21 protein-coding genes are annotated in these 21,928 nt (G+C 56.1%); 7 read left to right on the top strand and 14 right to left on the bottom strand.

The window, feature by feature from the left end; translation table 11 throughout:
- The first annotated feature begins 104 nt into the window (after window positions 1–104).
- Both cysG and ACOT0L_RS17765 read left to right on the top strand, forming a co-directional pair.
- Window positions 105–1,478 (top strand): siroheme synthase CysG, encoded by a 1,374-nt coding sequence (gene cysG / locus ACOT0L_RS17770; RefSeq protein ID WP_022649618.1) that lies wholly within the window; start codon window positions 105–107, stop codon window positions 1,476–1,478.
- Window positions 1,479–1,624: 146 nt separating this feature from the next.
- Window positions 1,625–1,795, top strand: coding sequence for a YhfL family protein (locus ACOT0L_RS17765; protein ID WP_003861638.1), 171 nt, complete (start codon window positions 1,625–1,627; stop codon window positions 1,793–1,795).
- Window positions 1,796–1,930: 135 nt separating this feature from the next.
- Here ACOT0L_RS17765 and trpS read toward each other — a convergent pair whose 3' ends face one another.
- The 12 genes from trpS to pilM all read right to left on the bottom strand — a co-directional run bounded on the left by trpS (window position 1,931) and on the right by pilM (window position 11,891).
- On the bottom strand, window positions 1,931–2,935 hold the full coding sequence (trpS, locus tag ACOT0L_RS17760; protein WP_015571430.1) for a tryptophan--tRNA ligase: 1,005 nt from the start codon (window positions 2,933–2,935) through the stop codon (window positions 1,931–1,933).
- Complete coding sequence (gene gph, locus ACOT0L_RS17755; RefSeq protein ID WP_017384158.1) at window positions 2,928–3,689, bottom strand: phosphoglycolate phosphatase; 762 nt, start codon at window positions 3,687–3,689, stop codon at window positions 2,928–2,930. The genes trpS and gph overlap by 8 nt, the downstream gene beginning before the upstream one ends.
- Window positions 3,682–4,359 (bottom strand): ribulose-phosphate 3-epimerase, encoded by a 678-nt coding sequence (rpe, locus tag ACOT0L_RS17750; RefSeq protein ID WP_003861634.1) that lies wholly within the window; start codon window positions 4,357–4,359, stop codon window positions 3,682–3,684. The genes gph and rpe overlap by 8 nt, the downstream gene beginning before the upstream one ends.
- Window positions 4,360–4,398: 39 nt before the next feature.
- Window positions 4,399–5,211: an adenine-specific DNA-methyltransferase gene (gene dam, locus ACOT0L_RS17745; RefSeq protein ID WP_022649620.1), complete on the bottom strand. Its 813-nt coding sequence runs from the start codon at window positions 5,209–5,211 to the stop codon at window positions 4,399–4,401.
- A 67-nt stretch (window positions 5,212–5,278) separates the two neighbouring features.
- Window positions 5,279–6,577, bottom strand: coding sequence for a cell division protein DamX (gene damX / locus ACOT0L_RS17740; RefSeq protein ID WP_126503855.1), 1,299 nt, complete (start codon window positions 6,575–6,577; stop codon window positions 5,279–5,281).
- Between the two features lie 92 nt (window positions 6,578–6,669).
- On the bottom strand, window positions 6,670–7,758 hold the full coding sequence (gene aroB, locus ACOT0L_RS17735; RefSeq protein WP_022649622.1) for a 3-dehydroquinate synthase: 1,089 nt from the start codon (window positions 7,756–7,758) through the stop codon (window positions 6,670–6,672).
- A gap of 57 nt (window positions 7,759–7,815) precedes the next feature.
- Window positions 7,816–8,337, bottom strand: a complete 522-nt coding sequence (gene aroK, locus ACOT0L_RS17730) for a shikimate kinase AroK (RefSeq protein WP_003861630.1) — start codon at window positions 8,335–8,337, stop codon at window positions 7,816–7,818.
- 286 nt (window positions 8,338–8,623) lie between these two features.
- Window positions 8,624–9,862: a DNA uptake porin HofQ gene (hofQ, locus tag ACOT0L_RS17725; protein WP_063841660.1), complete on the bottom strand. Its 1,239-nt coding sequence runs from the start codon at window positions 9,860–9,862 to the stop codon at window positions 8,624–8,626.
- Complete coding sequence (locus ACOT0L_RS17720) at window positions 9,774–10,178, bottom strand: HofP DNA utilization family protein (protein WP_032621951.1); 405 nt, start codon at window positions 10,176–10,178, stop codon at window positions 9,774–9,776. Before ACOT0L_RS17720 ends, hofQ begins: the two co-directional genes overlap by 89 nt.
- Entirely contained in the window at window positions 10,168–10,620 is a 453-nt protein-coding gene (locus ACOT0L_RS17715) for a hypothetical protein (RefSeq protein ID WP_063850319.1), read from the bottom strand. Before ACOT0L_RS17715 ends, ACOT0L_RS17720 begins: the two co-directional genes overlap by 11 nt.
- A gap of 3 nt (window positions 10,621–10,623) precedes the next feature.
- On the bottom strand, window positions 10,624–11,118 hold the full coding sequence (locus ACOT0L_RS17710) for a PilN domain-containing protein (protein WP_126503854.1): 495 nt from the start codon (window positions 11,116–11,118) through the stop codon (window positions 10,624–10,626).
- Window positions 11,118–11,891, bottom strand: a complete 774-nt coding sequence (gene pilM, locus ACOT0L_RS17705) for a pilus assembly protein PilM (RefSeq protein WP_022649626.1) — start codon at window positions 11,889–11,891, stop codon at window positions 11,118–11,120. Before pilM ends, ACOT0L_RS17710 begins: the two co-directional genes overlap by 1 nt.
- A gap of 120 nt (window positions 11,892–12,011) precedes the next feature.
- Between pilM and mrcA the strand changes: the two genes are divergently transcribed.
- Complete coding sequence (gene mrcA, locus ACOT0L_RS17700; RefSeq protein ID WP_045308980.1) at window positions 12,012–14,564, top strand: peptidoglycan glycosyltransferase/peptidoglycan DD-transpeptidase MrcA; 2,553 nt, start codon at window positions 12,012–12,014, stop codon at window positions 14,562–14,564.
- 93 nt (window positions 14,565–14,657) lie between these two features.
- On the opposite strand, the gene nudE is transcribed toward mrcA, so the two are convergent.
- The gene (gene nudE / locus ACOT0L_RS17695) at window positions 14,658–15,218 is read right to left on the bottom strand and encodes an ADP compounds hydrolase NudE (protein WP_003861622.1); all 561 of its coding nucleotides are present in this window, start codon (window positions 15,216–15,218) and stop codon (window positions 14,658–14,660) included.
- Between the two features lie 327 nt (window positions 15,219–15,545).
- Between nudE and ACOT0L_RS17690 the strand changes: the two genes are divergently transcribed.
- From ACOT0L_RS17690 to hslO, 4 genes are all read left to right on the top strand, one after another.
- Window positions 15,546–17,684, top strand: a complete 2,139-nt coding sequence (locus ACOT0L_RS17690) for an intracellular growth attenuator family protein (protein WP_023298780.1) — start codon at window positions 15,546–15,548, stop codon at window positions 17,682–17,684.
- Window positions 17,685–17,748: 64 nt separating this feature from the next.
- Window positions 17,749–18,432, top strand: a complete 684-nt coding sequence (gene yrfG, locus ACOT0L_RS17685) for a GMP/IMP nucleotidase (RefSeq protein WP_003861619.1) — start codon at window positions 17,749–17,751, stop codon at window positions 18,430–18,432.
- The gene (gene hslR / locus ACOT0L_RS17680) at window positions 18,429–18,830 is read left to right on the top strand and encodes a ribosome-associated heat shock protein Hsp15 (RefSeq protein WP_003861618.1); all 402 of its coding nucleotides are present in this window, start codon (window positions 18,429–18,431) and stop codon (window positions 18,828–18,830) included. The genes yrfG and hslR overlap by 4 nt, the downstream gene beginning before the upstream one ends.
- Before the next feature lie 18 nt (window positions 18,831–18,848).
- Entirely contained in the window at window positions 18,849–19,733 is an 885-nt protein-coding gene (hslO, locus tag ACOT0L_RS17675) for an Hsp33 family molecular chaperone HslO (RefSeq protein WP_006812239.1), read from the top strand.
- A gap of 122 nt (window positions 19,734–19,855) precedes the next feature.
- On the opposite strand, the gene ACOT0L_RS17670 is transcribed toward hslO, so the two are convergent.
- On the bottom strand, window positions 19,856–21,613 hold the full coding sequence (locus ACOT0L_RS17670) for a DUF4153 domain-containing protein (protein ID WP_126503852.1): 1,758 nt from the start codon (window positions 21,611–21,613) through the stop codon (window positions 19,856–19,858).
- Window positions 21,614–21,928: the final 315 nt, after the last annotated feature.

The following is a 21,928-nucleotide window of genomic DNA, read 5'->3' as shown; positions in this document are numbered from 1 at the left end:
GACCCCTTATGGGTAACGGCAGGAAAAACCGTATGTTCTGTACGATTCCTGCTGTTATCCTGACGTCAATTCTTCCCCCGCCATGAATACTGTGAGGTAACGTCGTGGATCACCTGCCGATTTTTTGTCAATTACGCAACCGCGACTGCCTGCTCGTGGGCGGCGGCGATGTGGCTGAACGCAAGGCGCGCCTGCTGTTAGAGGCGGGCGCCCGACTGACCGTTAACGCCCTCACCTTCGCCCCACAGTTTGACGTCTGGGCGCAGGAAGGGATGCTCACGCAGGTGCAGGGCGAATTTGATGAATCCCTGCTGGATACCTGCTGGCTGACCATCGCCGCAACGGATAACGATGACGTTAACCAGCGCGTCAGCGACGCCTGCGAAGCGCGCCGCATCTTCTGTAACGTGGTGGATGCGCCGAAAGAGGCGAGCTTTATCATGCCATCCATTATCGACCGCTCGCCGCTGATGATTGCGGTGTCGTCCGGTGGCCGCTCGCCCGTTCTTGCCCGTCTGCTGCGGGAAAAACTGGAAGCCGTGCTGCCTCAACACCTTGGTCAGATTGCCCATTACGCCGGGCAGCTGCGTTCCCGCGTGAAGCAAACCTTCGCAACCGTGGGCGAACGCCGTCGCTTCTGGGAGAAGTTCTTTGTCAACGACAGGCTGGCGCAGTCGCTAGCCAATCAGGACGCCAAAGCGGTTGAAGAGACGACCGAGCAACTCCTCTCTGAACCGCTGGATCATCGCGGTGAAGTGGTACTGGTGGGCGCAGGTCCCGGCGATGCGGGCTTGCTGACGCTGAAGGGTCTCCAGCAGATCCAGCAGGCGGACATCGTGGTGTATGACCGTCTGGTCTCTGATGACATCATGAATCTGGTGCGCCGCGATGCTGACCGCGTATTCGTCGGCAAACGGGCAGGTTATCACTGCGTACCGCAGGAGGAGATCAACCAGATCCTGCTGCGGGAAGCGCAAAAAGGTAAGCGCGTGGTGCGTTTGAAAGGGGGCGATCCGTTTATCTTTGGTCGCGGCGGCGAGGAGCTGGAAACTCTCTGCAACGCGGGCATTCCGTTCTCCGTGGTGCCGGGCATTACGGCGGCATCCGGCTGTTCTGCCTATTCCGGCATTCCGTTAACCCATCGCGACTATGCCCAGAGCGTGCGCCTGGTGACGGGCCACCTGAAAACCGGCAGCGAGCTGGACTGGCATAATCTGGCCGCTGAAAAGCAGACGTTGGTCTTCTATATGGGGCTAAATCAGGCAGCCACGATTCAGGCGAAACTGCTGGAGCACGGCATGGAAGCAGATATGCCGGTCGCACTGGTAGAAAACGGTACCGCCATTACGCAGCGCGTGGTCGATGGCGTACTGACGCAGCTGGGCGAGCTGGCGCAGCAGGTTGAAAGCCCGGCGCTGATCGTGGTGGGCCGCGTGGTAGCACTGCGTGAAAAACTGAACTGGTTCTCCAGCCACTAACGCACAATCTCTCTCCCGGGAGTAGTCTTGAAGCGGACTACTCCCTTCTTACCTCAGTCGATAACATACCGCCCGCGTAATGGAACTTTTCCATTTATTCCCTCGTGTTACATCCAATTTTTTGATTTTATTGACAAGGAATGCGTATGTTCAAACTGGCAAAAGCTGCCGTTCTGGTCGGCCTGTTAACAACTCTGACGGCCTGCACCGGTCACGTTCAAAATACTAAAAATAATTGCAGCTACGATTACCTGCTTCACCCGGCGATCTCCATTTCGAAGATCATTGGCGGTTGCGGCCCGGCGGCACAGCAGTAAGCGTTTTTCAGGCGTAAAAAAACCGGGGATTTCCCGGTTTTTTTTTCGTCAGTTTTGTCGGGTGGCGGCTCCGCCTTACCCGACCTACACGGTCCCGTAGGCCGGGTAAGCGTAAGCGCCACCCGGCAAAGCGGCTTAAGGTTTCGCCACAAACCCAATCGCGTCGTACACCGCTTTCAGGGTTTCGGAGGCGCGCGCGCTGGCTTTTTCCGCGCCCTCTTTCATCACTTTTTGCAGGAAAGCTTCGTCGTTACGGTAACGGTGATAGCGCTCCTGCAACTCGGTCAGCATGCCGGAAACGGCGTCTGCCACTTCACCTTTCAGGTGGCCGTACATCTTGCCTTCAAAGTGTTTTTCCAGCTCAGGGATGCTCTGTCCGGTCACACCGGAGAGAATGTCCAGCAGGTTGGATACGCCCGCTTTGTTCTGCACGTCGTAGCGCACCACTGGCGGCTCGTCGGAGTCGGTCACCGCACGCTTGAGCTTTTTCACCACCGATTTCGGATCTTCCAGCAGGCCGATAACGTTGTTGCGGTTATCGTCAGACTTGGACATCTTTTTGGTCGGCTCCAGCAGCGACATCACGCGCGCGCCGGATTTCGGAATAAACGGCTCAGGCACTTTGAACACGTCGCCGTAAAGCGCATTGAAGCGCTGGGCGATATCGCGGCTCAGCTCCAGGTGCTGCTTCTGGTCTTCACCCACTGGTACCTGGTTGGTCTGGTACAGCAGAATATCTGCCGCCATCAGCACCGGATAATCAAACAGACCGGCGTTGATGTTTTCAGAGTAGCGCGCAGATTTATCCTTGAACTGGGTCATGCGGCTCAGCTCGCCGAAATAGGTGTAGCAGTTCAGCGCCCAGCCCAGCTGCGCGTGCTCTGGTACGTGAGACTGAACGAAAATGGTGCTCTTCTCTGGATCGATACCGCACGCCAGGTACAGCGCCAGCGTATCGAGCGTCGCCTTGCGCAGCTTCTCGGGATCCTGACGCGCGGTGATAGCATGCAAATCCACGATGCAGTAAATGCAGTGGTAGTCATCCTGCATGCTCACCCACTGACGTAACGCACCCATGTAGTTACCAATGGTCAGTTCACCTGAAGGCTGTGCGCCACTAAAAACGATGGGCTTAGTCATTATTCAATTCCTGATGTTCACTGTGCGAGAGCCCGAGTGCGGGCAACAAATCTTTGAAGTGGTCGAACACAACGTCCGGCTCACTCAGCGTAATGGCTTCACCGTAGTTGTAGCCGTAGGTCAACCCAACAGACGGGCAACCTGCCGCTCTGGCAGCCAGAATATCATTGCGGGAATCCCCGACAAAGAGCAGCTCCGCAGGCGCTAAGGATAATTTTCCTGCCACCAGCAATAGCGGTTCCGGATGCGGCTTTTTATTCTGCACGTCATCGCCGCCCACAATTACGGAGAAGTATTTCGCGATATCCAGCGCTTCCAGCAGAGGCGCAACGAACGGTGTTGGCTTGTTGGTCACCAGCCCCAGCGGGATGCCTTTCGCATGTAGCGCGCTCAGCGTTTCAGCGACATCCGGGAACAGGAAGCTGCCCTCTTCGACGGTCTCTTCGTAGAAACGGTCGAACAGTTTGCGCAGAATACGCTGCTGCTCATCCTGGGGAATATCCGCGTGGTCAACACTCGGTTTCCCTTGCGCAGAACGCTGAGAGGCACGTTCCTGACGAGCCCAGGTCAGCGCGCGCTCCATCAGCACGTCTGCACCGTTACCAATCCACGTCACGACGCGCTCTTCGCCCGCAACGGGGAGTTCAAGGGCATACAGCGCCTGATCGACGGCGCGGGTTAATCCAGGCGCGCTGTCGACCAGCGTGCCGTCGAGGTCAAATGCTACACCCCGAATAGCCTGCAATTTATCCATGACTTACCTTCGCCAGTTCACGGCGCATTTCATCAATGACTTTTTTGTAATCCGGTTGATCGAAGATGGCGGAGCCTGCGACGAACATATCCGCTCCTGCCGCCGCAATCTCACCGATGTTATTGACCTTCACGCCGCCATCCACTTCCAGGCGAATATCATAGCCAGACTCATCAATACGGCGGCGCACTTCACGCAGTTTGTCGAGGGTCTGAGGGATAAACGACTGGCCGCCAAAGCCCGGGTTGACGGACATCAGCAGGATCACGTCCAGCTTGTCCATCACGTAGTCGAGATAGCTCAGCGGGGTCGCCGGGTTAAAGACCAGTCCCGCCTTACAGCCGTTCTCTTTGATCAGCTGTAGCGTGCGGTCAACGTGTTCGGAGGCTTCCGGGTGGAAAGTGATGATGCTGGCACCCGCCGCGGCGAAATCAGGCACGATGCGGTCAACCGGTTTCACCATCAGATGCACGTCAATGGGCGCGGTGATCCCGTAGTTACGCAGTGCTTTAAGCACCATCGGACCGATGGTCAGGTTGGGAACGTAGTGGTTATCCATAACGTCGAAATGGACGACATCCGCGCCAGCCGCGAGAGCTTTGGCAGTGTCTTCACCCAGGCGGGCAAAATCGGCCGACAGAATTGAGGGGGCAATCAAAAACTGTTTCATCCGCATCTCCTTGAAATGTGTTTACCGGCGGGCAAAGGCTCAGGGTCGATAAAGCGCCAGAAGTTCGTCCACCTTTTTACGTGTGCCGCCGTTGCTGCTAATGCTACGCCGCACTTTTACCTGAAAATGCTTCGCGGCTTTGTACCATTCGCGCGTATCAGGCGTGTCGTGATTCGAAATTAACACCGGAATTCTTTTGCTGACCAGCTTTTCCGCCATCTCAGCCAGACGCGCCTGCTCGGCCGGGCTGAAGCTGTTGGTGTGGTAGGCGGTGAAATTTGCCGTGGCAGACAGCGGCGCGTAAGGCGGGTCACAGTAGACCACCGAGTTTACACCCGCCAGCTCCATGCACTCTTCATAGGAGAGACAGTAGAACTCGGCATTCTGCGCTTTTTCAGCAAAGTGATACAGCTCGTCCTGCGGGAAATAGGGACGCTTATAGCGGCCAAACGGCACGTTAAACTCGCCACGCAGATTATACCGGCACAGACCGTTGTAGCCATGGCGGTTGAGATAAAGAAACAACAGCGCGCGACGGAACGGGTCCTGGCTCTGATTAAACTCAGCGCGGAACTGATAGTAAATGTCCGGGTTGTTGTTCTCTGGCGTAAACAGCTTCCGCGCCTCTTCCACATACTCATCGGTACGCAGTTTGACGATGTTATAGAGGCTGATAAGGTCGCTGTTGATATCCGCCAGGATATAACGAGAAAAATCGGTATTCAGGAATACCGATCCAGCACCCACGAAGGGCTCGATAAGACACTCGCCTTTCGGCAGGTGCTTTTTAATATCGTCGAGCAGGGGGTATTTCCCCCCTGCCCATTTAAGAAAAGCGCGATTTTTTTTCATGCTGACTAACTGATTACACCTTCTCCGGCTGTGGAGAAAGCTCCGACAGCATCCTGCGCTTTAAACATTACTTCAGATCGGCCTGCACCTGATGAATTGGCTTCGCCCACGGGTTTTTCGCCTGCACATCGGCTGGTAGCGTGGAAACGGCACGTTTTGCTTCATCTTTTGAGGCATAAACTCCGCTTACCAGAACGTACCAAGGCTGTCCGTTACGGGTCGTCTGATAAACCACAAAGTTTTTCAGATTCGATTTCTTCGCCCAGGCGTTGAGGTTGTCGTAGTTAGACGAACTGCTCAGCTGCAACGTGTAGTTGCTGGATGATGCGGATTTCAGAGAACCCACGTTACCCGTCGTTTTACCTGCCGCGGTGCTGGATGCGCTAGCGGTTGGCGTAGCAGCCGGTGCCGCAGTTGCAGCAGGCGCGGTTGTGGTCGCCGTTGCTTTAGGTGCAGCGGTTGCCGCAGGCGTTGGCGCTTTAACCGGTTGGCTCACCGCAGGTTTTGTCTGCGCTGGCGCTTTCGTTTCTGGCGCTTTTGCCACGGTCTGCGGTTTCGTCTCACGCTTCGGCTCAATCACAGCCTGCTTACGCTCCTGACGCGCCGCAGTCTGCGTCTGGCGCGGTTTGGTTTCCGTTGCCGCCGTTTGCTGCTGGGCATTGCTGCCATGAACTGGCGCAACGGTGGCAGGTTCAGTAGGCAGCGTGGAGTTCACCACGGCAGCGTTAACCTGCTCCTGATTCTGCGGCTGCGTCAGCGCGTTATTCAGATCGCCCTGAACTTCAACACGCTGCTGGCCCTCCGGCGTAACAGGCGCCTGGCCCTGAGTTGGGGTCGCAGAGACGGGCGGCAGAGAGATATCCTGACCGGCGGTGGTGTTACCTGCGGTCTGCTCTGCGGAAGTGGTGCCCGGCGCTGGCTGAGCGCCATTCGCCTGGTTGCTCGCATCGTTACCAGACAGGTCGATGCTCTTCTCGGCAGACGCTGTCTGCTCGGTAGAATGGGTAGAAGGTGCTTTTAGCGCGGAACCAATGCCGACAATCAGCAATACCAGAACCAGAACGCCAAGGCCCATCATGATGTACTGACGGGAGGCCGGTTTTGCCGCTACCGCTTTTTTACGTTTGCGCGGACGACGTTCAACAGGCTGTTCATCCATTAACTCTTCTTCGGATTCATACTCCTCGTCTTCACGCTCATTTCGCGCGTTACGGCTACGCGAAGGGCGACGATCGTCTGCATCCAGATCGACATCGTCAAAGTTGATCTGCGGCTCGTTATCACGTTCTGAAGATTGACGAGAACGACCAGTACGACGATCGCTGGGATCGGGTTTCAGCTCGTCTTCTGGTTTGAATTCATCCATTTAACACCCCACTCAAAGGCTTCTGCCAACGACTCTGCATTTACCTGAAGCTAAAACGACCACCTGTTACAGCAGCCTGACCTTTCTAGTTGTTACGCCTGCTGACAATCAGCAATAGCGCCAAGTACGACTTCGTGCGGCACTCCGCCGCGCACTTCACTTTTCCCTATTGCAAGCGGGAGTACCAGACGCATCTCACCTGCCAATACTTTTTTATCGCGCATCATGTGGGGAAGGTACGCTTGCGCAGACATTTCCTGCGGACCACTCACCGGCAAGCCAGCACGTTTAAGCAACGTGATGATACGTGCTGTCTCTTCCGGCCTGAACTGCCCCAGACGTTCAGAGGCACGGGCCGCCATGACCATTCCGGCAGCGACAGCTTCACCGTGAAGCCAGTTACCGTAGCCCATTTCGGCTTCGATCGCATGACCAAACGTATGCCCCAGATTCAGTAAAGCACGTAAGCCGGTTTCACGCTCATCTGCGGCAACGACTTCTGCTTTCAGCTCACAGCAACGGCGAATACAGTAGGCCATTGCCTGCCCATCGAGGCGCAGCAGCGCATCCATATTCTCTTCCAGCCAGGTGAAGAACTCACCGTCAAGAATAATGCCGTATTTGATCACTTCTGCAAGGCCGGACGCCAGTTCGCGCGCTGGCAAGGTTTGCAGACAGTCGAGATCCACCACCACCGATGCAGGCTGGTAGAACGCGCCAATCATGTTTTTGCCGAGCGGATGGTTAACCGCCGTTTTACCGCCCACAGAAGAATCGACCTGTGAGAGCAACGTGGTTGGAATTTGAATAAAGCGCACACCGCGCTGGTAGCTGGCGGCTGCAAAACCGGTCAGATCGCCCACAACGCCGCCGCCCAGGGCAAGCAGTGTTGTATCACGACCGTGCGGTTTTTGCAGAAGTGCGGTAAAGACGGTATCCAGTACCGTCAGGCTTTTGTACTGCTCGCCATCGGGCAGAATCACACTGTCGACCTTCACGCCCGCCTGCTCAAGCAGGTGGCGTACACGGTCGAGATAAAGCGGAGCCAGCGTCTCGTTGGTGACCAGCATCGCCTGATCACCCGCTTTCAGTGGTAAGAAGGAAGCTGGATCGTTAAACAAACCAGCCGCGATGGTGATAGGGTAACTACGTTCCCCGAGAGTAACTGTAATCCTCTCCATGACGCGACATCCACCTTAAATGCTTTTACCCGCAGGCGAGTGTATATAAAGCCAGAATCAGTTGCTTTCCAGCATATGAATAATCTGGTTTGCAACCACTTTAGCGCTTTGATCGTCAGTACGAATGGTCACATCAGCAATCTCTTCGTACAGAGGATTGCGTTCATCGGCCAAAGCTTCCAGAACTTCACGTGGCGGTGTTTCAACCTGCAACAACGGGCGCTTTTTATCACGCTGCGTGCGTGCCAGCTGTTTTTCGATGGTCGTCTCAAGATAGACCACTACGCCACGGGCGGAGAGACGGTTGCGGGTTTCGCGAGATTTTACAGAGCCGCCGCCTGTTGCCAGCACAATGCCCTGTTTTTCCGTGAGTTCGTTGATCACTTTTTCTTCTCGGTCACGGAAACCTTCTTCGCCTTCTACGTCGAAGACCCAGCCCACATCCGCTCCGGTTCGTTTCTCAATCTCTTGATCAGAATCGTAAAATTCCATATTGAGTTGTTGAGCTAACTGACGCCCAATAGTGCTTTTGCCGGCACCCATAGGCCCAACCAGAAAGATATTGCGTTTCTCTGCCATTTTTTCGGTACTACTAAGACTATTCGTTAATGGTAATCCCCGCTGCGCAGACACCCGGCGTAGCAGGACATGAACTGAAACCTCATTTGCAATAGAGCGAGAGTCAGACGAAAAATTATCTCAATACTCCGGCTTGTTTGGCAACTGATTAAATCACCGTTCCCGGCGCATAAGGAAATAAGACGTAAGTCCAACTCAAATCGGTACTCCTTGTATGCTAATTCATGCCCCACGTCAAACATCTGCAACAAACTGAATGCAAAATCATTGCGGGGATCGTTACCCATTAATGAATACTGACCAGACGTGGCGTGATAAACACCACTAACTCGCGCCGTTCGTTATCTTTTCCGTCATGGCGGAACAACTGACCCAGCCACGGAATGTTGCCCAGCACGGGCACGCTGTCGCGTCCGGTTTTATTCTTTTGCGAAAAGATCCCGCCCAGCGCGAGCGTTTCCCCACTTTTTACTTCTACCTGCGTTTCGATCTCCTGCTTATCAATCGCCAGCGTTTCGCCGTCCGCCTGTTGCAGCACCTGGCCAGGCATATTTTCACTGATATGCAGCTTCAGTCGAACGCGGCCGCCCGGGAGCACCACCGGCGTGACCTCCATGCCTAATACCGCCTCTTTAAACTCAACGGAGGTCGCCCCGCTTTCGCCGCTGGAAACCTGATACGGGATTTCGCTGCCCTGCTTGATGCTGGCCGGCTGCATGTGCGACGCCAGTAGCCGCGGGCTGGCGATGATATCCACCTGCTGCTTTTGCTCAAGCGCCGACAACTCAAGATCCAGCATCCTGCCGTTGATGCGCCCGATATTAAACCCAACGTGTGTGGTTGCACTGGCCACCGACAGGTCAGCGCCCAACGTCGTGACCTGACCCACCTTACCGGCCTCCGTTGCGTCAGCGAGGTTCCATTTCACCCCCAGTTCACGCAGGCTTTTTTCACTGATGGTCACAATCTGCGCCGCCAGTTCTACCTGCTCGACGGGCAGATCCATCTGCGCTGCCCAGCGCTGGAGCATATCCACCACCGACTTGTTATCCCTGACCAGGAGACGGTTGGTGCGCTTGTCGACGGCGAGACTGCCTTTCGGGCTTAAGAGCTTTTCCGCCGCTTTTTGCAATTCGGCCGCATCCGCATAAGCAAACGGAATGCTGTGAGAGAGCAGCGGAGCGTCGAGCAGACGCTGGGCCCGCTCCTGCTCTTTACGCGTCTGTTGCTCCCGCTGCCAGGCCGCCGTATGCACATAAAAAATGCCGCCCTCTTCCCGCAATACCAGCCCGGCACTGTTCACTACCGTCTGAAGCGCCTGCCTCCAGGGCACCCGCGTTAGATTCAGCGAAAGCGAACCGCTGACATCCGGCGACACCACCAGATTGCGATCCTCCTGCGCTACCATCGCCTGTAATACCTGCACCACCGGGACATCATCCACCAGCAGGGTGACCGGTTTTGGCGTCGCGGCCCACAGGGGCTGGCTGAGTGCCGCCAGTAACAGCCCTATCCATATCTTCACTTTTTTTCGTTCCTTCTCGCTGCCATGTCCATCGTTTCGGCTCGCACATCTCGCCGACATCAACGGTCAGTTGTTGTGTATCTATCGCACTCACCCGCCAGCCTGGCGGTAACCGCATCTGCGTTTTTACCCGGTGCCAGCGGTTCTGCCCGTCCTGCATAAGGCCGATATCCCTGCTGCCGCTGACGACTCCCTGATACCGCCACTGGCTGAGTTGCCCTGCTGCGCAACGCTCTTCCGGCACGGAGAAGGGATCCCGCATCCCGGTCAGGAAAAGCGGAGAAAGCAGGATCAGCAAACGGGTTTTACTGCGCATGACCGATCTCCAGTTGCAGGCTAAGGCGTAGCTGTTTTCCCTGTGGGGTGATGGAAAACGCGCTCACCCGCACGTTCTCAAGCGCCAGCCGGGAAAAGAGCGCCGGAACTGCGCCCCATAAGGCATCCAGCGCCAGCTCTCCCCCACTCTGCTGCGGTTTCCAGTACACCAGCCTTGCGTCCTCACGCTGAAATGCCAGCGGAGAAAAGGGCTGCACCGGCTTCACTTGCGTAACCACAGGTCGCCGCCCGGCCTTTGGCCACAGCGAGGCGTTGATTCGCTTCGCACTGCTGGCCTGCACCTGAATACCGGCGTAGCACAGAGCAGCGGGTCTGAGCAGCGCTCCCCAAATCGCAAACGCAACGATCCCCGACGCGATCAACCAGCAAAGGACGCGCCGGGAAGGACGTGCATCTGTCCAGCGTTGATACCAGATGCCCACTGGCTACCTCCGGCTATGCAGTTGAAAAGAGAACATCCATCGCCCCTGGCTATCCTGTTGCAATTCGCCTGCCGGTCCGGGGTTAAACCCCGTCACCCTTTTCAGCGCATCGGTCATGGCGGAGAGCGTCGGGAGTGAGGTGGTATAGCCCGTCAGGATCAGCGAGGGTGGCTGATAACGCAGCGCCGTCAGCCACGCCTGCCGGGGCATTGCACTGGCAAGGGATTCAAGCGCGGGTTGCCATGCCACCGTCTCAGGCGGCTGCGAAGGGGTTTCCACCCCCGCAGACTGCGGCTGACGGGCTTTCAATACCTTCTGCACCGCACGCGTTCCCGCCAGATCGCTCTGCAACGCCTGTGACGCGAGAGTCTGCGTCGCCCGAAGGCTGACGCCTCCCGCCAGCATCACCAACAATGAGGCGGTAAGCAGCAGCCCCCAAAAACGCAGGCGCTGATTACGTTGCTGCCGACGCCAGGGTAAAAGATTGGGCATGCTCATTACGGCGCCTCGCTCATGGCCAGCGCCAGGGCGACGGTGTAATCAGCACCACATTCTGGCAACGGCGGCTGACACAGCGTCACCGCTTCCCACGGATCGCGGGCAGCATCAAACACGGCGATATCAGAAGGAGAAAGCGCAAGCAACGCCGCCAGCTCATTCACCGTCGCCGCTTCTGTGGTGTAGCGCCGCCCCCACTGGTGACGCATCGCCCACAGCCACTGGTGTTTATCCCTCCAGGCTACGCACCGGACGGGGGCAACAGCAGAGAGAAGATTAGCCAGTGCGCCGGCATCCGGGACGATTGCGGCCAGGCGCAAACGCAGCGCTTTCGCCAGCGACAACAGGGTATCGACCTCTCTGTTTTGCGCGGCGGTAACCTGAAAAGTGTTGCTGAACGTATCCTGCGCGTAGTCAAAGCAGAGCGTATCGGGAGGCATCTCCAGCTCACGCGCTAATGCGGCGCCTACCCAGGTGAGCTGTTCGCTGTCACGCAAGGTAACGGATGGACGGGGCAACGCGCGTTGCAGAACGCGCGTTGCCGGAAATGAGAGAAATACCCGATGCGAGTGCGGCAATGTTTTCCGCCAGCCACGTAATGCGTTAACCAGTTGTTCTGGCTTAAGTATTTTGCCTTCACCGATAACCCCGTCCGACAGCGGCACCGCCCACCAGCGCCGTAAACGCCAGCCGGCCCGCTCTCTGGTCAGCGCCACGGCAATCACCTTATCCTGTTGAATATGAACGCCTGTTTGCCACGTTTTAAAAGCCATGCTTCACGATCTCCTTATCGCCCGTCGGAGTGACGGCTATATCAATGAATCAGGCTTGCCTTTATACTACCGCGCGATTGTTTAGAAACTGCCCAGGCTAAACCAAATGGGAAATCTCCGGTGAAGTTCGTAAAGTATTTATTGATCCTTGCAGTCTGTTGCATTCTGCTGGGAGCAGGCTCGATTATTGGTTTGTACAAATATGTCGAGCCGCAACTCCCTGATGTCGCCACACTTCGTGATGTGCGGCTTCAGATCCCTATGCAGGTCTATAGCGCCGATGGTGAACTGATGGCGCAATACGGCGAGAAACGTCGTATCCCACTGACCTTAAATCAAATTCCACCCGTGATGGTGAAGGCTTTTATCGCCACCGAGGACAGCCGTTTTTACGAGCACCACGGTGTCGATCCGGTCGGTATTTTCCGTGCGGCAAGCGTGGCGCTGTTCTCCGGTCATGCCTCTCAGGGGGCAAGTACCATTACCCAGCAGCTGGCGCGTAACTTCTTCCTCAGCCCGGAAAAGACGCTGATACGTAAGATCAAAGAAGTGTTCCTCGCGATCCGCATTGAGCAACTGCTGAGCAAAGACGAGATCCTTGAGCTTTACCTCAACAAGATCTATCTGGGCTACCGCGCCTATGGCGTAGGGGCTGCGGCTCAGGTCTATTTCGGTAAGTCGATCGATCAGCTCACGCTGAGCGAAATGGCGACCATTGCCGGCCTGCCAAAAGCGCCATCAACGTTTAACCCGCTCTATTCGCTGGACCGCGCCACCGCGCGCCGTAACGTTGTGCTATCGCGTATGTTGAGCGAAGGCTACATCAGCCAGGATGAGTACGATCGGGCACGCAGCGATGTGATTGATGCCAATTACCATGCACCGGAAATTGCTTTCTCATCGCCGTATCTGACGGAAATGGTTCGCCAGGAGATGGTGCGCCGCTACGGCGACAAAGCATATGAAGACGGCTATCGCGTTTATACCACCGTGACCCGCAAGGTGCAGCAGGCTGCCCAGCAGGCGGTGCGTAATAACGTGATGGATTACGATATGCGTCACGGCTATCGCGGCCCGTCCAACGTGCTGTGGAGAGTGGGCGAAGGCGCATGGGACAGCAAAAAAATTACTGATTCCCTGAAAGCGCTGCCGACCTATGGCCCGCTGCGTCCGGCGGTGGTCACCCAGGCCGATCCGCAGGAAGCGGTGGCGATGATGGCCGATGGTACATCCGTTTCGCTGCGTATGGAGGGTATCCGCTGGGCGCGTCCGTACCGTTCTGACACCCTTCAGGGGCCTACTCCACGTAAAGTGACGGATGTGGTACAAACCGGACAACAAATCTGGGTGCGTCAGGTAGGCGATGCCTGGTGGCTGGCACAGGTGCCGGACGTCAACTCTGCCCTGGTCTCCATCAATCCGCAGAACGGTGCCGTGATGGCGCTGGTTGGCGGGTTCGATTTCAACCAGAGCAAATTTAACCGCGCAACCCAGGCGCTGCGTCAGGTCGGTTCGAACATCAAACCGTTCCTGTATACCGCGGCGATGGACAAGGGGCTAACGCTCGCCAGCATTCTCAACGACGTGCCAATCTCCCGATGGGACGCCGGTGCGGGCTCTGACTGGCAGCCGAAGAACTCTCCGGCGCAATACGCTGGCCCTATCCGTCTGCGTCAGGGCCTTGGCCAGTCGAAGAACGTGGTCATGGTTCGCGCGATGCGTGCGATGGGCGTTGATTATGCGGCAGAGTATCTGCAACGCTTCGGCTTCCCGGCGCAAAACATCGTTCATACCGAATCTTTGGCGCTCGGCTCCGCGTCCTTCACGCCGCTCCAGGTCGCACGTGGCTACTCGGTAATGGCAAACGGCGGCTTCCTGGTCGATCCGTATTTCATCAGCAAAATCGAGAACGATCAGGGCGGCGTACTGTTTGAAGCGAAGCCGAAAATTGCCTGCCCTGAATGCGATATTCCGGTGATTTACGGCGACACGCCAAAATCCAATGTCCTTGAAAACAAGGATATGGAAGATGTTGCCATCTCTCAGGAACGTCAGAATCTGGCGGTGCCGCAGCCTCAGCTGGAACAGGCCAATCAGGCGCTGGTCGCCCAGAGTGGCGCGCAGGAGTATGCTCCACACGTGATCAGCACGCCGCTGTCGTTCCTGATTAAGAGCGCGCTGAACACCAACATCTTTGGCGAACCGGGCTGGCAAGGCACCGGCTGGCGAGCGGGCCGCGATTTGCAGCGCCGCGACATCGGCGGCAAAACAGGCACAACCAACAGCTCAAAAGATGCCTGGTTCTCAGGTTATGGCCCGGGCGTTGTCACCTCGGTCTGGATTGGTTTTGACGATCACCGCCGCACTCTGGGGCGCACAACCGCTTCTGGCGCGATTAAAGATCAGATTTCCGGTTACGAGGGCGGGGCTAAGAGTGCGCAACCGGCCTGGGATGCTTACATGAAGGCCGCTCTCGAGGGCGTGCCGGAGCAGCCGCTAACGCCTCCGCCGGGCATTGTCACGATCAATATTGACCGCAGCACCGGACAGCTCGCGAATGGCGGCAACAGCCGTGCCGAGTATTTCATCGAGGGTACGCAGCCAACCACGCAGGCGGTGCATGAGGTGGGTACCGAAATCATTGATAACGGCGAAACGCACGAGCTCTTCTGACGCCAACAAAAAAGCCGGGCGGTGGCGACGCCTGACCCGGCCTACAGCGTAATGCAAAACGGCAACCTTCGGTTGCCGTTTTTAATGGTGGCGCTACAAACGCCCCTGCCCCTTCAGCCACTCCCGCACCAGGAACAGTGCGCTCACGTTGCGTGCCTCGTTAAAGTCAGGATCTTCCAGCAAATCCATCAGATGAGCCAGCGGCCAGCGAACCTGCGGCAGCGGTTCCGGCTCGTCTCCTTCCAGCGATTCAGGATAGAGATCTTCCGCGACAACAATGTTCATTTTGCTGGAGAAATAGGACGGCGCCATGCTCAGCTTTTTCAGGAACGTCAGCTCTTTCGCGCCAAAGCCGACCTCTTCTTTCAGCTCCCGGTTTGCCGCTTCAAACACCGTTTCACCCGGATCGATCAGTCCTTTGGAGAAGCCCAGCTCGTAGGATTCTGTACCCACGGCGTATTCACGAATGAGGATCAGGTGCTCGTCGACGATAGGCACTATCATCACCGCTTCACGCGAGGAGGGGCGCATACGCTCATAAACACGACGCACACCGTTGCTGAACTCCAGATCCACGCTTTCAACATTAAACAGACGCGATTTTGCGACGGTTTCAACATTCAGAATGGTGGGCTTTTGTAAGGGTTTGGTCATCTTGACGGGTCTTTGCTGGGTGAACTGGCTTTATTGTGCGATACGCCGCACGGTTTCGGCAATGTCAATTGCTCTTTATTTACATTTATGCAACGTAACTGTAGGCAATTCTCATTTCAAAACAAATGTCAAGAGGTTGAAAAGTTTCCAGGAATTTGCTGATATCGCGCCGGAACAGGCTTTGTTATCATTACCGGTCACTGGGATGCGCGTCAACATGCTCAAGTTAGACTCCATACTTGCCGATAGCCGACCACAGAATCTCATTCATTGTACAAAAGGTGCGACTGACAACACCTGTAAGAAGATAAGTAAGATGGGGAAAGCATGAGCACCATTTTGATTTTTCTCGCTGCTGTGCTGGCCTGCGCGTCGATTGCAGTGTGGGTATTCAGGCGCCGCGTACATCGCCGTTATCGGCTGCCCTTTTTGAACGCGTTTGCCGGGGCAAACACGCGCAAGCTTTCGCCAGAGGAACGCAGCACCGTTGAGCAGTATCTCGACACGCTGAACCGATCCCGGCTTTCGCCTGGCCCTACCGGCGCCAGCGCCGCCCCCGTATCGCTCAACCTTAACGCACAAAGCGACACCGTTTTGTGCGTAACGCGCTCTATTACCCGCTACGGCATCACAACCGACGATCCCAACAAATGGCGTTACTATCTCGACTCTGTTGAAGTGCACCTGCCTCCCTTCTGGGAGCAGTATATCAACGACGAAAACAGCGTCGAGCTCATCCATACCGATACGCTGCCGCTGGTTATCTCCCTTAATGGTCATACTCTGAGCGAATATGTTCAGGAAGCGCCACGCTTTGCGCTGGAACGCGCGAGCGGAACGCAGGCCTCTATTCGTGGTGAAGAGACAGAGCAGATTGAACTGCTCAACATCCGCCAGGAAACGCATGAAGAGTACGTCCTGAGCCGCCCGGATGGCATTCGCGAAGCGGTGCTGATTGTCGTCTCGTTCCTGCTCTTTTTCATCTGCCTGCTGACGCCGGACGTGTTTGTTCCGTGGCTCGCGGGCGGCGCAGTACTGCTTCTGGCCGCCGGGCTGTGGGGCATATTTGCCCCGCCGGCAAAAACGTCATTACGCGAAATTCACTGCCTGCGCGGAACCCCAAAACGCTGGGGACTGTTCGGCGAGAACGATCAGGAACATATCAACAATATCTCGCTCGGGATCATCGATCTTATCTATCCGCGCCACTGGCAGCCGTGGATTGCGCAGGACCTGGGCCACAAAACGGATATTGATATCTATCTCGACCGCCACGTTGTACGCCAGGGACGTTACTTATCCCTGCACGACGAAGTAAAAAACTTCCCGCTTCAGCACTGGCTTCGCAGCGCGGTGATTGCCGGTGGCGCCGCGTTAATCTTCCTCATGCTGCTGCTTTTCGTGCCGCTGGATATGCCGATTAAATTTACCCTGTCATGGATCAAAGGGGCGCAAACCGTGGAAGCCACCAGCGTACAGCAGCTCGAAGAAGCGGGTGTACGCGTGGGGGATACGTTGCGGCTGAAAGGCACCGGGATGTGTAATATCCACTCACCGGGCGCCTGGAACACGCGCCAGAACTCGCCGTTCGCGCCGTTCGACTGCTCTCAGATCATCTGGAATGACGCCTCTCCGCTGCCGCTTCCGGAATCGGATGTGGTCAATAAGGCCACCGCGCTCACCCAGACGATTAATCGCCAGCTCCATCCAAAACCGGATGATGATTCTCGCGTCAGCCCTGCCCTGCGTTCGGCCATTCAGAAGTCCGGCATGGTGCTGCTGGATGACTTTGGCGAAATCGTCCTGAAAACAGAAGATCTCTGCTCAGCTCAGGATGACTGTATCCGGCTGAAGAACGCGCTGGTCAATCTCGGCAACAGCAAAGACTGGGACGCGCTGGTGAAACGCGCCGAAGCGGGACGCCTCGATGGTGTAAATGTGCTTCTGCGTCCGGTCAGCGCCGAGTCGCTGGATAACCTGGTGGCGACCTCTACCGCCCCCTTCGTGATGCGTGAAACCACCCGTGCCGCCCAGGCGCTTAACAGCCCGGCGCCGGGTGGTTTTGTGATTGCCAGCGATGAAGGCAGCGACCTGGTGGATCAACCCTATCCGCAGGTTTCGCTGTATGACTATCCTGCCCAGGAGCAGTGGAGCGAATTCCAGCGTCTGGCGCAGATGCTGATGCAGACGCCATTCAGCGCGGAAGGGATCGTCACCACCCTCTTTACCGATGCCAACGGCACGCGTCATATTGGCCTGCACCGTATGCCGGATAGCGCTGGCCTGTGGCGCTATGTAGGGACATCCCTGCTGCTGATTGCGATGCTGGCGTGTATTATCTGGAACGGTTATCAGGCCGTACGCCGCTATCAGCGCTCCCGCACGCGACTGGCAGAAATCCAGGCCTACTACGAAAATTGCCTAAACCCGAAACTGATCTCCTCTTCTGAGAGCCTGATCGGATAACGTCTCTGCGCGACAAGTTGTGCTACCCTGTCGCGCACGTTTCTTCTGGCTGGAGTTCCCCCTTATGCATCTTAATATCGACTGGCAGGCGGTCGATACCGTCCTGCTTGATATGGACGGCACGCTGCTTGATCTCGCCTTTGATAACTATTTCTGGCAAAAGCTGGTTCCGGAAACGTACGGTGAACAGCAGGGGATCTCCCCGGCGGAAGCGCAGGAATTCATTCGTTCGCAATATAGCGCGGTGCAGCATACGCTAAACTGGTACTGTCTTGACTACTGGAGCGAGCGACTCGGTCTGGATATTTGCGCCATGACCACCGCCCAGGGCGCACGCGCCGTTCTGCGCGAAGATACGGTCCCGTTCCTGGACGCGCTGAAAGCCTGCGGTAAGCGCCGTATTTTGCTGACAAATGCGCATCCCCATAACCTGGCCGTGAAGCTGGAACATACCGGTCTTGCTTCGCACCTTGATTTATTGCTTTCCACCCACACATTTGGTTATCCGAAAGAGGATCAGCGGTTGTGGCATGCCGTGGTGGAAGAGACCGGTTTACAGCCGGAACGCACGCTGTTCATTGACGACAGCGAGCCGATTCTGGATTCTGCGGCCGCATTTGGCATTCGCTATTGTCTGGGCGTGACCAATCCTGATTCCGGCCTGGCTGAAAAAAGCTATCTGCGACATCCGGGGCTGAACGACTATCGCCGGATGATCCCCTCACTCACCGTGAAGGAGACGCCATGAAAGAAAAACCCTCTGATGGGGTAAGACTGGATAAATGGCTGTGGGCCGCCCGTTTTTACAAAACGCGCGCCCTTGCCCGTGAAATGGTTGACGGCGGAAAGGTGCATTACAACGGTCAGCGCAGCAAACCGAGCAAGCTGGTTGAACTGAATGCCACGTTAACGCTTCGCCAGGGCAACGATGAGAAAACGGTGGTGGTGAAAGCCATTACCGAACAGCGGCGGCCAGCAACCGAAGCCGTTTTGCTGTATGAAGAGACGGCCGAAAGCATAGAGAAGCGCGAGAAAACCGCGCTGGCGCGCAAAATGAACGCGCTGACGATGCCTCACCCGGACCGGCGTCCGGATAAAAAAGAGCGCCGCGATCTGATGAAATTTAAACACGGTGAGAGCGAGTAACCCTCACCTGCATGAGAGATGAAAATGGCCCAACACGACCAATTACACCGCTATCTGTTTGAACAATTCGCCGTGCGCGGCGAGCTGGTCACCGTATCCGAAACCTGGAAACAGATTCTGGAAAACCACAACTACCCGCTGCCGGTAAAAACCCTGTTGGGCGAACTGCTGGTTGCCACCAGCCTGCTGACCGCCACGCTGAAGTTCGCTGGCGATATTACCGTCCAGTTGCAGGGCGATGGCCCAATGTCGCTGGCGGTGATCAACGGCAATAACCAGCAGCAGATGCGCGGCGTGGCGCGCGTTCAGGGCGATATCCCTGAAAATGCGGATCTGAAAACGCTGGTCGGAAATGGCTACCTGGTTATCACGATCTCGCCTGAAGAAGGTGAGCGCTATCAGGGCGTTGTCGGTCTGGAAGGCGATACGCTTGCCGCCTGCCTGGAAGATTACTTCATGCGTTCCGAACAGCTGCCAACCCGTCTGTTCATCCGCACCGGTGAAGTGGATGGTCAGCCTGCTGCCGGCGGTATGCTGCTTCAGGTTCTGCCTGCGCAGGATGCGCAGACCAATGATTTCGAACATCTGGCAACGCTGACGGAAACCATCAAAGCGGAAGAGCTGTTCACCCTGTCGGCGACCGACGTGCTGTGGCGTCTCTACCACGAAGAAGAAGTGACGGTTTACGATCCGCAGGCGGTGGAATTTAAGTGCACCTGCTCCCGCGAGCGTTGTGCTGGCGCCCTGAAAACGCTGCCGGATGAAGAGATCGACAGCATCATGGCGGAAGACGGTGAAATCGATATGCACTGTGACTACTGTGGTACGCACTACGTGTTCAATTCGATGGATATCGCGGAGATCCGCAATAACGCCTCTCCGGCGGATCCGCAGGTTCACTAAGCTCTGAGCCTGTTGCCCGGCGGCGCTATGCTCGCACGGGCCTACAATGAATTGTGCAATTTTTTGATATGATTGCTAATTGTAGGCCGGGTAAGCGTAGCGCCACCCGGCAAGAAAGAGCACTAACGCCGCCGCGCATTATTGTAACTGTCGTAGCTCATATCGACACGCTCCCCAAAAATCTCAATATCCGCCCAGGGCTTCACGACAGATTTCACTTTCCTCTGCCTTAATGCGCGGTCAAGTTCTTCTCTGGTCAATGCCTCCGGCATTTTCCACGCGTCCCCGGCGATCCTCCAGCCCGTGTTGGTTTGTGTGTAAGCCACGATCGTGCGATCGGTAAATTGAAATAGCACGGCTTCAGGCTTGCCGTCGCCGTTAAGATCCAGCGGCATGAGTAAACAGTTACTCTGGGCGCTATCGCAGCTCTCAAAGCGATACTGATTGCTGAGCATGGCTTGCCACAATGCCTTATCAGGACGAGCCATTCCCGGTGCGAGCTGGACCTGTTTTTCCAGCATCGCGGCGGTCATCTTACCTGCTCCGCCAGCGTTCCTGGAGAGAAGACCATTTATTTCACGCTGCCGTTTTAGGTTAGAGATAAACTGCGGATCGTTTTGCAGCGTGAGCATTGCCTCCCGCCCCTTTCGTCCAGCGTTACTGAGCATATACAGGCTGACTTGATCCGCCGTTATTCTGCCGTCCTGATAGCGGGCCATATGGCTTGCAACGCTTATTCGCCACGGATCCAGCACGGGGGTATGGATCAACGCCAGGAAGATGAGGGAAAGCAGCCCGGTCGCCGGTATGACGTACGCATGGATCTTCTGCGGTTCACGGCGCTGAATCAGAACGCTGGCGCAAAAACCGACCGCCCAGACCAGCGCCACGATGGTTATCAATACCCCGTACAGACGCTCGGGTGACCAGCCGTATTGCGAAATGCGTAGCCACAGCGCCCACCCCGCCAGAACCGGATACGCGGGTACGATAGCCACAGCAAGGCGAATCATCCCTCGCAACGGGGCATAGTAAGGCAGCGTTTGACGCTGTGGATGCCACACTATCGTCACCAGGAATAACAGCAGCAGCGCTAAGGTGGTCAGCAAGCCCGCGGCGGATATTCTGGCTGAAATGGATTCAAAGCCGACAAAAGGCAACGCGCCAATAAAGAGCAGCGCCAGCGCCGCCATCAGGGGAAGCAGACCGGTGGCTATGAGGGTCAGCAGATTTTGCAGGGCAAGGATTAACCTTACCTGCATACGCGTGAGCACGGCCGCACTGGCTGAAACCACGCCAATCGCCACTGAAATAAACCCGTCAGAATGAAAGAAAAGCCGATCAAAAAAGCCGATGCCGATAAGTTCGAAAAGCTCGGCCCAGAGGAAAAGCACCAGCCAGAAGAGACCATTCGAAACAAAAATAATGAGCAGCGTCAGCGCGTTATGCCAGTTTCGTTGATAAAAGTCGCTGTAGAACGAGGTAGTCGGGACGGGATCCAGACGCCGCTGAATCCATGGCAACACGAACAGCGTCATCAGCAGCAGATGAAAGCCGAAAACGAGCATCTCATCTCTGAGATTCCAGCTTTCGAGTCCTGCAACGCTCCACTTAAGCCAGCCGCCCATACCCGCGACTGCCGCGCCGATCATCCCGAGTGACAGCCACAAAAATGGCTTTCTGAATGACGTCATGGCAAGAGACAACGTGGTTGTCATTACCACGGTGGCAGGTACTACACACATCAGCCACAGCGTATCCGATGGCAATTTTGCGTACTCGATATACCACGTAATTACATAGCAAATTACGCCCTGTAGAGCCCCCGCCAGCACGACGGCTACGCGCGTTGAAGGAGATAACGTCTCACGGTTTTCCATTTCTCATCCCTTGTTCATGAAAAATCTATTGTCTCATCAAGGCAAAACTCTGGCCCCCACCTCAAACTCTGAAAATAGCTGACCCAAGAGACCTGAATCGTTTTCCCAATGTAACTCTTACGTAATTTTCTTTCATGTATGCGATTACATTCACATTCTTCTGGATAAATTCACCAGAGATTAACCTTTTAAGAACATTTTCCCCAACCAAAAAGCGATTCCTGCGATAATCTGCCCGCCCTGTGACTGGAGTCGCAGCGTTTTCCGTTAGTAAGGGTTTTGACCAGATACGTAAATCTATGAGCCCCGTCGCGG

Origin of the sequence: Enterobacter cloacae complex sp. XAL002, assembly GCF_049236805.1 — a bacterium.
Lineage (GTDB): Bacteria > Pseudomonadota > Gammaproteobacteria > Enterobacterales > Enterobacteriaceae > Enterobacter > Enterobacter intestinihominis.
The sequence above is the reverse complement of the archived record's forward strand: the minus strand, read 5'-3'. Positions and strand labels throughout refer to the sequence as shown.

Excerpts from the sequence above, each read along its gene's own strand:
- hslO (WP_006812239.1), top strand. The coding sequence starts at position 18,849 with ATGAAAATGGCCCAACACGACCAATTACACCGCTATCTGTTTGAACAA.
- nudE (WP_003861622.1), bottom strand. The coding sequence starts at position 15,218 with ATGACCAAACCCTTACAAAAGCCCACCATTCTGAATGTTGAAACCGTC.
- ACOT0L_RS17720 (WP_032621951.1), bottom strand. The coding sequence starts at position 10,178 with ATGCGCAGTAAAACCCGTTTGCTGATCCTGCTTTCTCCGCTTTTCCTG.
- damX (WP_126503855.1), bottom strand. The coding sequence starts at position 6,577 with ATGGATGAATTCAAACCAGAAGACGAGCTGAAACCCGATCCCAGCGAT.
- hslR (WP_003861618.1), top strand. The coding sequence starts at position 18,429 with ATGAAAGAAAAACCCTCTGATGGGGTAAGACTGGATAAATGGCTGTGG.
- ACOT0L_RS17765 (WP_003861638.1), top strand. The coding sequence starts at position 1,625 with ATGTTCAAACTGGCAAAAGCTGCCGTTCTGGTCGGCCTGTTAACAACT.
- yrfG (WP_003861619.1), top strand. The coding sequence starts at position 17,749 with ATGCATCTTAATATCGACTGGCAGGCGGTCGATACCGTCCTGCTTGAT.
- ACOT0L_RS17670 (WP_126503852.1), bottom strand. The coding sequence starts at position 21,613 with ATGGAAAACCGTGAGACGTTATCTCCTTCAACGCGCGTAGCCGTCGTG.
- aroB (WP_022649622.1), bottom strand. The coding sequence starts at position 7,758 with ATGGAGAGGATTACAGTTACTCTCGGGGAACGTAGTTACCCTATCACC.
- ACOT0L_RS17690 (WP_023298780.1), top strand. The coding sequence starts at position 15,546 with ATGAGCACCATTTTGATTTTTCTCGCTGCTGTGCTGGCCTGCGCGTCG.
- gph (WP_017384158.1), bottom strand. The coding sequence starts at position 3,689 with ATGGATAAATTGCAGGCTATTCGGGGTGTAGCATTTGACCTCGACGGC.
- rpe (WP_003861634.1), bottom strand. The coding sequence starts at position 4,359 with ATGAAACAGTTTTTGATTGCCCCCTCAATTCTGTCGGCCGATTTTGCC.
- trpS (WP_015571430.1), bottom strand. The coding sequence starts at position 2,935 with ATGACTAAGCCCATCGTTTTTAGTGGCGCACAGCCTTCAGGTGAACTG.
- dam (WP_022649620.1), bottom strand. The coding sequence starts at position 5,211 with ATGAAAAAAAATCGCGCTTTTCTTAAATGGGCAGGGGGGAAATACCCC.
- pilM (WP_022649626.1), bottom strand. The coding sequence starts at position 11,891 with ATGGCTTTTAAAACGTGGCAAACAGGCGTTCATATTCAACAGGATAAG.
- aroK (WP_003861630.1), bottom strand. The coding sequence starts at position 8,337 with ATGGCAGAGAAACGCAATATCTTTCTGGTTGGGCCTATGGGTGCCGGC.
- ACOT0L_RS17710 (WP_126503854.1), bottom strand. The coding sequence starts at position 11,118 with ATGAGCATGCCCAATCTTTTACCCTGGCGTCGGCAGCAACGTAATCAG.